A 12,492-nucleotide genomic window follows, 5' to 3' on the forward strand; every position below is an offset into this window, starting at 1 on the left:
AAGATTTCAGTCTTGGTGACGTTTAGAAAAGCGCCCGATCAGAATCGAACTGACACCGGTAGCTTGGAAGGCTACAGCTCTACCATTGAGCTACGGGCGCGTACTAAAAAGGAAATGTTAATTTAATAAAGCTTTTTACGCAAGATTGTAATCTCTAGGTCTCTAGCTTCTAGAAAATTTTAGATAGAGGATTCATTCTTACGCAAATGAATTTTAGAAAAGAGTTTTGAAAACAGAAGAGGGACTATAAATAAAAAATCAGAACCCAGATGCTCCTAGGTTCTGATAGCGGGACAAAAAGTTAGGATAGTATAAACTAAATCCTTAGAATCTGAATTGAGCGTTCAAATGAGCAGCTCTTTCATTGATTAGGCGTGCTTCACCAGTGATTGACCATTTATCAGCGTCGATTAAAGTCGCACCAACAGCAACACCGCAAGCTTTTCTAGACTTCATTTTGTTGATTTGAAGAGAAACAATGTGAAGAGATTTCGCGTATTTATCAGAGCCAATGGATGTCGCCTCCCCTAGTAATGTCGGGTTCCAAGTTGTTAAGCTTAGAATGGTTGAGGCTAATTTAGGTTGAGCAATACGAATGGTATCAGCATCAAATGTAGCTCTTGACCAGTTTACCCCAATGTACGGGACAAGCATATTCAATCTATAAGATAGGGCCATGCCTACTTGCCATTCATGGTACTTAATCGTTGCAGATTTAGTATCTGTAGCAGTTTCTGTTCCAGCTGTTAAAGGTAAAGGAAAGTTAGAAGTTGTTCCTTTGTATCCTCTAGGCTTATGAATCACGAATTGCGCTGGACTAGAAGTTACATTCAGCATTTCAATTTTAGGGTTGGACTGGGCGTATTGGAACTCTGCTCCTAAAGTCGCACAACCACATTCCCATAAGGCTCCACGTGCGCCAACGCTCCAAGAGAATGTTGTGTCGGTGTAAAGCTCTACTACGCCTTGAGTGATGCCTATATTGGGACGTTGACCGTTTAAATCACTTCCTGATAGACCAAGTAAACCAACAAGATTAAATGCTGCTGCACTTGCTTTAAAGTACCCATTGGATGCGCCTAATGTACAGAAAATATCGAAACGATCCCAAATATTTAATGCTAAGAAAGCAGAATTTGTAAACCACTCAGCATCTTGCATATGTTTGCCGTAGGCAATGTTTGCTCTGTCTGCAGCAGTATTGGTGTTAGAGGCTGTGCCTGTAGCGGATGTAGGAGCTGCAGACATTCCGCTGATAGTTTTATTAACATCAACTTTTAATACGCGATCGAAAACATAATCTCCGTAGTATCCTGCGCGGATGCTGATAGCATCACACCAAGTAGAGCAAGGATCACAAGGATCACCTGAAGCACCTTCCCACATAGTGCCATCGATTAATAAACTTGGTTCAGCTGGATTCCCTACAGGCAAGGCTTGTAAGGAGAGAGCGGAACCCGTAGCGGCAAACAGTAATGCCGATTTTAAGAGTTTTTTCATACTCACCTCTAAAGATTATGCTTAGTATCTTTTCTTTTTGTGCTCGCTATTCTAATTTGCTCTTCTGGCGGCACCACGTCCAAGTTAAAGCCAGACAAGATATCCTGTAGGCAATTAATGGCTTTGAGGAGTGTCTTGCAAGTGAAAACAGCCTTAAGCATGAACATACAGTTCATTAATCGAAAACATAACAAACTTTTCTTATTATAGTAAAGACGATAAGAAAAAAGACTGTTTTCAGGCATAGATTTCAAGCGATAACTCCTTATATCTGCTAATAAGTGAGCTAATAGATTTTTGTACACACTTTTATTTCTTATGCCACTTAGAATAAGTTGGAATTGCCTTCACAGAAGAGTGTAAAAAGGCTTTCTTATATCCAAATCATTATATGTTCTTCTTTATTTTTGCAAATAAAACAAAGCGAAATTATTTAATAAAACATTAAAATTTTTGACGATTTTCATTTTTATGTTTTATTTATAATGTTTTCATTTTTGCAAAAATTACATTTGTTTTATCCATTATTATGTCTTGTAATGCTCAGTTTATAACTAGCCGAATCTCTTGCCAGACAATGGTTGAGACCCTACTATTTGTTTTATGAAACCTCCTAATAAGCGTCGTTCTTATCTTACAGTTCCCGAAAAGACCAACAGGCTATTGTCGGGGATTATCGTAACATTGGCGATAATCGCTGTGCGTTTGTGGCATCTTGCTGTTGTTGAGCATGATCAGAAATTAGAAGAGGCTTATAAACCACAGATGAGAGTTGTTCCTGAGCTTGTTGAGCGTGCAACGATTTGCGATCGTTTTGGTAAAGTATTAGCGGAAAACAAGATGCAATACGATGTGAGTGTTGCTTATGGCGCTATTCGTGATTTGCCATCCAGAGCTTGGCATGTTCATGCAGATGGAACTCGTGAGCTTATTCCTGTTAGGAAAAATTATATTGCGCGTTTATCGGAACTCCTTGCTCAAGAGCTACATTTAGATAAAGATGCAATTGAAGATAGTATTCATGCTAAAGCCTCTGTATTAGGTTCTGTACCGTATTTAGTTCAAACCAATGTTTCTGAACGTACGTATTTAAGATTAAAGATGATGTCAAAACATTGGCCAGGCTTGCATGTAGAGCCTACAGTACGACGTTATTATCCTATGGGAAAGATGGCTTCGGATATTTTAGGTTATGTAGGACCGATTAGTGCTCAAGAGTATAAGCGAGTAACGCGTGAATTGAGTAAGTTGCGAGAGTGTGTTCGAGCATATGAGGAAGGAGAAGATCCAAAATTTCCTGAAGGTTTAGCGAGTATAGATCAGGTGCGCTCTTTACTAAATTCTTTAGAGAATAATGCTTATAGTTTAAATGCCTTAGTTGGGAAACTAGGCATAGAGGCATGTTGGGATGGGAAATTACGCGGTCAATTAGGTAAGAAAACAGTTCTTGTAGATCGCCGTGGAAACTTCATTCAAGGTCTTAATGAGATAGCCGCAACCTCTGGTAAAAAACTACAGCTTACATTGTCAACAGAGCTACAGGCATTTGCAGATGCTTTGCTTTTAGATCATGAAAAAACAGAACAATTCCGTTCAACACGATCATTAAAGAAGCAAAAGTTTCTACCTCCTTTATTTCCTTGGATTAAAGGGGGAGCAATTATTGCTTTAGATCCTAATAGTGGTCAAATATTGGCCATGGCGTCATCTCCGCGTTATCACAATAACGACTTTATCGATATGCGGATAGGATCCGAACCAGAAGCGAGATCTGAAGTATATCGTTGGTTAGAAAATACTGAGCATGTTGCGGAAGTGTATGATAGGAAAGTTCCTTTGCGTCGTGAAAGGAGAGATTCTCTTACGGGTTTATACTACGATGAGGAGCTTTCTCTTACTTTTGATTATTTCTTAGATTTTATTTTGCCAAATATATCAGAGCTTAAATCAGTTGTTAAGCTTTATGGAACAGTAGGAAATGCTATCAAGTTGCAGCAGGATGTAGAACGTTTATTGAGTATTTTCTCTTATTCTGAAGGGCATTGTTCATGCTCTTCTATATTTGATGCAGTCTTTCCTTCTGAGCAAGAGCATATTGCTATAGGCAGAGTCATTTCTATGAAGCAGCAGCAATGGATAAGTCGTTGCTGTAAAGACTATGAGCAAGAAATAGAGGACATTAAGAAGGAGCTAGAACCATTTTTTTCTGAGCTTCCAGCGAATTACGATAAGCTTTTGCTTATAGATCTATTTCAGATGGTTGTTGATCCTTCGAGAGTTCATCCTGAGTTACTTGCTTCTTTAGGATCTCTTTCTTTATCAGAATTTTTCGAATGTCAGGGACATTATGTAGCTTTGCGTAGTGCGTTTTCCAAGATCGTAGAGGACATTTTTACTGAGGTAGATTTTAAAGAGTGGAGAAAGCTCTATTTTGCAAAGTTTCTAGAGGTTAAGAGAAAAGAGGAAAGCGATAGGAAACAACGCTACCCCACGCCGTATGTGGATTATTTATTAGAGGAAAAACATGCACAATATCAGGATTTCCGTCGTTGTTACCTTGATAAGTTTTTAGTATATTTACTTTCTGGTTGGGGGGAAACAGAACATCTAAAAGCTTATTACGAAGCCCTTTCCATATGGAAAGGGGAATTAGAAAGTGGTGCACATAAGGCATTGTCATGGCACGAGCATTATGAGTTTTTAAAACAAAAGTTTTCTGATTCTTCAGTTGACCTATTGCATTTGTTCTTATCTTTTAGAGAATTTTCTGAGCTTCAGCGGCCTCTTTATGGAAATTATGCTCCGATGCTTACACGAAATGTTCCACAAAAAGAACAAGATTTAGCATCAGCATTTTATCCTACTTATGGTTATGGCTACCTACGTCCTCATGCTTTTAGTCAGGCAGCAACTTTAGGGTCTATCTTTAAGCTAGTCTCTGCTTATTCTGTATTGTCTCAGGAAGTAATGCGAGGACATGTAGATTTAGACTATCTATCTCGTTTGCTCGTTATTATCGATAGACAGTCTTTTGGTTATGTAAGTTCTAAGCCGCATGTTGGATTTTTTAAAGACGGGTCTCCTATTCCTTCATTTTATCATGGAGGGATTTTACCAAAGAATGACTATGCAGGGCGCGGACGTATTGATTTGATTGCTGCTTTAGAGATGTCTAGTAACCCCTATTTTTCCTTGCTAGTTGGTGAGCATCTCTCTGATCCTGAAGATCTATGCCATGCAGCATCTTTATTTGGTTTTGGAGAAAAAACAGGAATAGGCTTGCCCGGAGAATATGCTGGTGTAATTCCTCATGATGTCGCGTACAATCGTTCAGGATTATACGCTACTGCTATAGGGCAACATACTCTTATTGTTACTCCTTTGCAAACGGCTGTAATGATGGCAGCGCTGGTTAATGGAGGATCTCTTTATATTCCTAATTTAATTTTAGGAGAATGGGATGGAGAAGAGTTTGTTGCAACATCTTCTGTGAAAAAACGAGATGTGTTTATGCCTGAGTGCATAACAGAATTGTTTAAATCCGGTATGCATAATGTCATTTGGGGAAATTATGGAACTACAAGGAGTATCCGTGATCAGTTTAACCCTGAATTATTAAATCGAATTATTGGAAAAACAAGCACGGCAGAATCTATAGTACGCGTAGGTCTAGATCGACAATATGGAAGTATGAAGATGAAGCACGTATGGTTTGCTGCTGTAGGATTCTCCGATGCTGAACTTACTCGTCCTGATATTGTTGTGATTGTCTATTTACGTCTTGGGGAGTTTGGAAGAGACGCAGCTCCTATAGCTGTAAAAATGATAGAAAAGTGGGATACAATAAGAAAAAAAGAAGATTTTTCTACCAAATAGCAGGGAATGGCATGCTTTTTGCTCCTGTAAAACACGAGGTCAACGAACTTGTGTGCCAGGAGAAATATTCATGGAAGAAGCTGCGAAACATCTAGCGAAAGAATTTCTCTGCTCAGGAATTAACTTCTTTTTGAGTGGAGAATATGAACAGGCAGAACGAAGACTAAAAGAAACTTTAGAGCTAGATCCTACAGCAGCACTAGCTTATTGTTATTTAGGAATTATTGCTTTAGAGCAGGGAAGAATTCCTGAGGCGTTAACTTGGTGCACAAAAGGATTAGAATCTGAACCTGGTGATAGCTATTTACGTTATTGCTATGGCGTAGCCTTAGATCGTGATAATCGTTGTGAAGAGGCGGTTGAGCAGTATCGTGCCTACGTGATTTTGCATCCGGATGATGCCGAATGTTGGTTTAGTTTAGGCGGGGTCTATCATCGTTTAGGTAGATATACAGAAGCAATAGAATGTTTCGATAAGATCTTAGATCTTGATCCTTGGAATCCACAAAGTTTGTATAATAAAGCTGTTGTTTTAACAGATATGGATAATGAGTCAGAAGCCATTATTCTATTAGAGACTACAGTAAGTAAAAACCCTTTGTATTGGAAGGCATGGATAAAATTAGGATACTTACTCTCACGTCATAAGCAATGGGATAAGGCTACGGAAGCTTATGAAAGGGTCGTGCAGCTACGTCCTGATCTATCTGACGGACATTACAATTTAGGTTTATGTTACCTCACCTTAGATAAAACACGATTAGCTTTGAAAGCTTTTCAGGAAGCCCTCTTTTTAAATGAAGAAGATGCGGATGCTCATTTTTATGTTGGGCTAGCCCACATGGATCTTAAACAAAATCAACTTGCATCTGATGCCTTTCATCGTGCACTTGGAATTAATTTAGAACACGAACGTTCTCATTATCTTCTGGGCTATCTTTATCACATGGAAGGGCAATCAGAAAAAGCAGAAAAAGAACTATCGTTCCTAACTGTAAAGGACTCCATGTTTGCTCCGTTGCTACAGAAAACAGTATCTTCAGGTCAATTTGAACGTAGATTGGATGTGCTGCCATAAACAGTAAAATTAGAAATTGTAGATTGCGAAAGTGAAGTATTTTTTTCAAACTCGTTGAGTTTCTGTGAGATTAAAAAAATCGCTTTGACGCAGAAACTTTCGGGACAAAAAAAATAGAACTCTTAAAATGATTTTGTGTTTCAAGACTTTATGTCTTTTTTTTGAACACAAAGTGTGATCTCCAAAAGAATGATTAGTGTTAACGTTCTTTTCTAAACAGGCTTGAAAGTCAAAGCTTCGCTTTTTCTTTCACGCCTTCTTTAATGCTTCGAAAAATATTGAAAATCTGTTAATCTGGTTAAGCCCTTGTGTGGTTTTTACACAATGACATTACGTGCGCAGAGGCGGGGCGTTATGAGCCAATCCATAGAAGATTTTTTACAGAATCATGAAGATTATCCTTATGGGTTCGTCACGCCTATAGAATCAGAGGGATTGACTAGAGGTCTTAGTGAAGAGACCATTGAAAAAATCTCCCAGCTGCGTAATGAGCCCTCCTTCATTTTAGATTTTCGCTTAAAAGCTTACCAACATTGGAAAAAATTACAGGAGCCTGCTTGGGCTAGACTAAATTATGGTCCCATTGATTATGAAGACATAGTCTATTTTTCTGCGCCAAAGCAAAAAAATCCTTTAGGACGTTTAGAAGAGGCTGATCCTGAAATTTTAGAAACTTTTAAGAAATTGGGAATCCCTTTAGACGAACAAAAACGTTTATTAAATGTCCAGAATGTTGCTGTAGATTTGGTTTTTGATTCAGTATCTATAGGAACGACCTTTAAAGAAGCTTTGGATAAGGCTGGGGTAATTTTTTGCTCAATGAGCGAAGCAATTCGTGAACATCCCGAGTTAATAAAAAAATATTTAGGGTCAGTTGTTTCTCATAGGGACAACTATTTTGCAGCTTTAAATGCTGCTGTTTTTAGTGACGGTTCTTTTGTTTATATTCCGAAGGGAGTGCGTTGCCCTATGGAAATCTCTACGTATTTTAGGATTAATGATAAGGAATCGGGACAGTTTGAGCGCACTTTAATTATTGCAGAAGATGATTCTTTTGTGAGTTATCTCGAGGGATGTACAGCCCCATCATTCTCTTCACACCAGCTGCACGCAGCTGTCGTAGAACTTGTAGCGCATGAACGGGCTGTTGTTCGTTATTCTACTGTGCAAAATTGGTTTTCTGGAGACAAGAAGACGGGCAAAGGTGGAATTTATAATTTTGTAACCAAGCGTGGTTTATGCGCAGGATACAAATCAAAAATCTCTTGGTCTCAGGTTGAAGTTGGAGCGGCAATTACTTGGAAGTATCCTAGCTGCATTTTGAGGGGGAAAGAAAGCGTTGGAGAGTTTTACTCCATAGCTTTAACAAATGGTAAAATGCAAGCCGATACCGGGACAAAGATGATTCATGTGGGGGAAAAAACAACTTCAACAATAGTTTCCAAGGGTATCTCTTCGGAGGAATCTCATAATACTTTTAGGAGTCTTGTTTCTATTTCAGCAGGAGCTATGGGAAGCCGTAATTACACACAATGTGATTCGATGCTGATTGGACAATCGTGTGGAGCCTATACCGACCCTAAAATTGCGGTAGAAAATTCTAAGTCATCTGTTGAACATGAGGCAACGACATCAAAATTACGTGCAGATCAGTTAATGTATCTGCGTAGTAGAGGATTGAGTGCAGAAGAAGCTGTAAGCTTAGTAGTTCACGGCTTTTGTCGTGAGATTATTGAGCAGTTGCCTTTAGAGTTTGCTCGAGAAGCTTCGAAATTATTGTTTGTTAAGTTGGAAAATAGCGTGGGGTAGTTGATGCTACATATACAAAACTTACACGTATGCTGTGAGGATGTTAAAATCCTGGATAATTTAAACCTGCACATCTCTCCAGGAGAATTACATATTATTATGGGCCCTAATGGAGCAGGAAAATCCACCTTTGCTAAAGTGCTGTCAGGAGATGATAGTGTTTCTATTATTTCTGGAGATATTAGCTTATTAGATCAGGATCTATTAGAAAAAGCTCCTGAAGAGCGTGCGCAAATGGGATTGTTTATAGGATTCCAACAGCCCCCAGAAATTCCTGGTGTAAATAATAAGCTTTTTTTGAAAGATGCCTATAATGCTTGCAGGCGTTCTCGCCAGGAAGAAGAAATAGCTGAACCTGAATTTGATATACTTTTATCCTCTGTTTCCGAGACTTATGAGTTTGAATCGTTTGAGCATTTCTTAGAAAGAAATATTAATGAGGGATTTTCTGGTGGGGAGCGAAAGAAAAATGAAATTTGGCAAATGCTTGTTTTAGAACCAGAAATGATATTATTAGATGAGCCTGATTCAGGGTTAGATGTTGATGCTTTAAGGTTCATCTGTAAAACAATTGAGAAGTATCGCGAGCTTCATCCTAGAAGTGCTATTTGTATAGTTACTCATAACCCTAAATTAGGAAATCTTCTTCAACCCGATTACGTACATATCCTATTAGAAGGAAGGATAGCATGTTCGGGAGGAGTTTCTTTGATGCGAGAGCTAGAAGAGAAGAGTTACTACGAAGTACTGTCCTGCTCTTCTCGGGGGTAATATGTTAAGTTTTTTAGAACATAGCTACCCTATAGCTAAAGATTCTCCCATGCATCAAGCTACGCGAGTGTGCTATGAAAAACATTTCGAATCGGAATCTTTTAAAGAGATTTTCCGTGCTTTTTCTTGGCTTAAAGATCTTGTGCAATCCCCAGAGAGGTATCATATTGCCCATGGGGGATCTGAAACAGCAAAGCAACACTGGTTACATCATGAGAATTCTCTATCCTGTGAGTGTATTTTAATTAATGGTAAATACGAACCCTCTCTTTCTCAATTCCCAGAGGGTGTGTTATCGATGTCTTTAAGGGATGCTCAATCTGTTTTCTCTACTTTTATTCAAAGATACGATGTGGATACTCAGCCTCTAGCATTTCTTAATACTATATGTTCTCAGGAAGAAGGTGTGGTTATCTATATTCCTGAAGAATTCCAGGTAAGTGAACTTTTAAGTATTCGCCATATTTGTTTTCCAACATCTCAGGATGATCGGGTGATCTATTCTCCAAAGATTATCTTAATTTTAGGAAAGCAATCTAGCTGTTCTGTTCAAATTTCTCATCATACTGAACGAGAAAGTGGTGTTGCTGAAAGCTTTGCTATTATTAATGGTGTTACCGAGGTCTTTGTGTCCGAGGGTGCTGAGTTGTCATTGACTATGCTACCTAAATACATTAATGAAGAAAGAATAAGCTGGTCACATATAGCGACTATCGAAGAGCAAGGAGCATGTTCTATAGCCCAACATCTTCTTGAAGATGCTGGAGGCTATGGTTGGTTTGATAATACTTTTTCTATGATAGGCAATAACTCTCATGGAGAATCTTTAGTTTCTGTATTGTCTCCGAAAAAGACATGGGTAAGAAATCTTATGCACCATGATGCGGAATCGACAACATCACGACAAAATATCAAATCGATCTTATATTCTGGGCATTTCCTTTTTGAGGGAGGTATCCATGTAACTTCCCGTGGGATGTTTACAGACGCTTATCAAAAGCATGATACATTATTGCTTAGTGATAATGCTCGTGTAACAACTTTTCCAAGATTAGAAATTCTTACTGATGATGTCAAAGCTTCTCATGGAGCTACTGTAGGACCTTTAGATGCTCAGCAGATATTTTATATGCAATCTCGTGGCATGACACGTGAAGAAGCTCAGAAGAAGCTTGTTCGAGGATTTTTATCTATAGAACCTTCTTTAGAACATTTTCCGAAATTATCGATGCGGATGCAACCGCAAGAAGTTACTAAGGAGTACTCTATAGATGGTATGTAGGATAAAAGAAGACTTTCCTATTTTTTCTAATAAAAAGCTTCAGGGAGAATCCTACATCTACCTAGACTCTGCTGCGACTACACATAAGCCTAAAAAGGTAATAGAGGCTATTACGGATTTTTATAGTAGTACCTACGCCACTGTAAACCGTAATGTCTATAGCTCTTCAAAAAACATTACTGAAGATTATACTGCTGTTCGGGGGAAAATACGTGAGTGGATACAGGCTTCATATAATGAAGAAATTATTTTTACTCGAGGAACTACAGCAGCTTTAAACCTATTAGCAATATCTGCTAACGATATTTTCATCCCTGAAGGGGGTGTTGTATTGGTCTCTGAAGCAGAGCACCATGCCAATGTTTTATCTTGGGAATTGGCTTGTCGTAGACGTGGATCTTGCGTAAAGAAAGTGGCCGTTGATGATTCTGGTTATATAGATTTGGAACATTTAGAGACCCTGCTTAGGGCAGGGGCCTCTTTTGTTAGTATAGCGCATATCAGTAATGTTACAGGATGTATTCAACCTTTAAAGCAAATAGCGCAGTTAGCTCATACATATGGAGCGTATATTGCTGTGGATGGCGCTCAAGGAGTTGCCCATGCTTCTGTGGATGTTGTCGATTGGGATATTGATTTCTATGCTTTTTCAGCTCATAAAATCTATGCTCCTACTGGATTGGGAGTTTTATATGGGAAGAAAGAGCTTTTAGAGAAGCTTCCTCCTGTAGAGGGTGGAGGGGATATGGTCTCTATCTATGATAGTGAGAATCCAGAATATCTTCCCACACCGTTAAAATTTGAAGCAGGAACACCACCTATAGCTTCTATTTTAGGATTGGGAGCTGCTATAGACTATCTGCAATCTCTACCCGATGCTTTATATCAGAGGGAGGAAGAGTTAACCCATTATCTTTATAATGAGCTAATGACAATTCCTGGTATGCAAATATTAGGTCCAGGGGTAAATCAGCCACGTGGAGCTTTGGTGAGTTTGAAAGTTCAGGGCGCGCATCCTTTTGATATCGGTTGTCTTTTAGATCTTCAGGGAATAGCTGTACGTACAGGTCATCAATGCGCACAACCTGCTATGAACCGATGGAATTTAGGCCATGTCCTTAGAGTGTCGTTAGGAATATACAATGATAAAGAGGATATCGATACTTTTCTGTCTGCTTTGCAAGCTATACTAGCTAGAGTGCGCACATAGTTCTATTGCTAGCTTTTTTGAAAGTCAATGCGTTCTGTTCTAGGACGCCAGCGTAAATATGCTTGCCCACATTTATCCATTAACCAATTTTTAATGTATTGTGAACTATGGGTAAGTTTCGGTAATGTATAGGCTGTACGCGTCATGTCTATACGATAGATCCCGTGATTCTTATTTTTTCTATTTAGAGTATTTCCTAAGACAAAAGAAAAGGGGTAATGTTTCTTAACTACCCTTGCGGATGTGTCATCATATTTCCCAAAAGGATAGAAAAACCCTAAAGGAGTTTTCCCAAGAGCTTTCTCTATAGAATATTTAGATAAGAAAATTTCTGTAGCAAGATAGGGAGGGTTATGTTGTAAATTGCGAATAGCAAATCCTGACGAAGCTAATTGTATATAGGGGGAATCTGCAAGTATTTGCAATTCTTGTTTGGTACAAAATGGTTGATGAGTTGCAAAAACTTCGTCTTGGAAAGCTAAAGTTTCTCTAGGAAATAAACGATGCTTAAGAGGAAGGGAAGAAGCTAAATCTTCAGCGACATATCTCCAAGCAATTCCAACAACTGCGGGAATGTTATGAACTTGTAGAAAAGGGAAGACATGAGAGTAAAAATCTATGGAGGCGTGATCAAAAGTTAACATGAGAGATAACTTTTTGATAGGTTCTCCGGGGAGCACTAAAGGGTATGTTTGTTTAAGCAGTAATAAATACCTGAAGAGTTTTTCTAAAAGGCTAGGCTGTTTAGAAAAGAAAACTTGCCGAAAGGCTAAAACAATAAGCATGTGCTTGCCTTAAGATGAGGGTTTGTTATCCTCATGAGGATAGACAACTAGGGATCCCGAGAGAATTTTCGGGGGATGCTGAGAAGAGGGTTCTGTTGCTGTCTGTGTAGAAGAAGGAGATTCCGTTGTTGCATTAGGGAGTTCTGGGGTGTCTACAGGAGATGGCATACAGATCCTTAGT

General features: G+C 38.8%; 9 protein-coding genes and 1 tRNA gene. 6 read left to right on the plus strand and 4 right to left on the minus strand.

Annotated features, from left to right (window positions below):
- Nucleotides 1–29: 29 nt before the first annotated feature.
- Nucleotides 30–100, minus strand: a tRNA-Gly gene (locus H9Q19_RS02645).
- A gap of 224 nt (nt 101–324) precedes the next feature.
- Entirely contained in the window at nt 325–1,500 is a 1,176-nt protein-coding gene (locus tag H9Q19_RS02650; protein WP_213241989.1) for a porin, read from the minus strand.
- 603 nt (nt 1,501–2,103) lie between these two features.
- On the opposite strand from H9Q19_RS02650, the gene H9Q19_RS02655 reads away from it, so the two are divergent.
- The 6 genes from H9Q19_RS02655 to H9Q19_RS02680 all read left to right on the plus strand — a co-directional run bounded on the left by H9Q19_RS02655 (nt 2,104) and on the right by H9Q19_RS02680 (nt 11,526).
- Nucleotides 2,104–5,376 (plus strand): penicillin-binding transpeptidase domain-containing protein, encoded by a 3,273-nt coding sequence (locus H9Q19_RS02655; protein WP_213241991.1) that lies wholly within the window; start codon nt 2,104–2,106, stop codon nt 5,374–5,376.
- 70 nt (nt 5,377–5,446) lie between these two features.
- Nucleotides 5,447–6,454: a tetratricopeptide repeat protein gene (locus tag H9Q19_RS02660; RefSeq protein ID WP_213240052.1), complete on the plus strand. Its 1,008-nt coding sequence runs from the start codon at nt 5,447–5,449 to the stop codon at nt 6,452–6,454.
- Nucleotides 6,455–6,808: 354 nt separating this feature from the next.
- Nucleotides 6,809–8,263, plus strand: a complete 1,455-nt coding sequence (sufB, locus tag H9Q19_RS02665; protein ID WP_213240054.1) for a Fe-S cluster assembly protein SufB — start codon at nt 6,809–6,811, stop codon at nt 8,261–8,263.
- Nucleotides 8,264–8,266: 3 nt separating this feature from the next.
- Nucleotides 8,267–9,034 carry a Fe-S cluster assembly ATPase SufC gene (sufC, locus tag H9Q19_RS02670; RefSeq protein ID WP_213240056.1) on the plus strand — a complete coding sequence of 256 codons (768 nt, stop codon included), beginning with the start codon at nt 8,267–8,269 and terminating at the stop codon, nt 9,032–9,034.
- Between the two features lies 1 nt (nt 9,035).
- Complete coding sequence (gene sufD, locus H9Q19_RS02675) at nt 9,036–10,316, plus strand: Fe-S cluster assembly protein SufD (RefSeq protein ID WP_213240058.1); 1,281 nt, start codon at nt 9,036–9,038, stop codon at nt 10,314–10,316.
- The gene (locus tag H9Q19_RS02680) at nt 10,306–11,526 is read left to right on the plus strand and encodes a SufS family cysteine desulfurase (RefSeq protein WP_213240060.1); all 1,221 of its coding nucleotides are present in this window, start codon (nt 10,306–10,308) and stop codon (nt 11,524–11,526) included. The genes sufD and H9Q19_RS02680 overlap by 11 nt, the downstream gene beginning before the upstream one ends.
- Before the next feature lie 8 nt (nt 11,527–11,534).
- On the opposite strand, the gene H9Q19_RS02685 is transcribed toward H9Q19_RS02680, so the two are convergent.
- The gene (locus H9Q19_RS02685; RefSeq protein ID WP_213240063.1) at nt 11,535–12,311 is read right to left on the minus strand and encodes a polysaccharide deacetylase family protein; all 777 of its coding nucleotides are present in this window, start codon (nt 12,309–12,311) and stop codon (nt 11,535–11,537) included.
- Between the two features lie 9 nt (nt 12,312–12,320).
- The gene (locus H9Q19_RS02690; RefSeq protein WP_213240065.1) at nt 12,321–12,479 is read right to left on the minus strand and encodes a hypothetical protein; all 159 of its coding nucleotides are present in this window, start codon (nt 12,477–12,479) and stop codon (nt 12,321–12,323) included.
- Between the last annotated feature and the right edge of the window lie 13 nt (nt 12,480–12,492).

This window comes from Chlamydia crocodili, from assembly GCF_018343815.1.
GTDB classification, from domain to species: domain Bacteria; phylum Chlamydiota; class Chlamydiia; order Chlamydiales; family Chlamydiaceae; genus Chlamydia; species Chlamydia crocodili.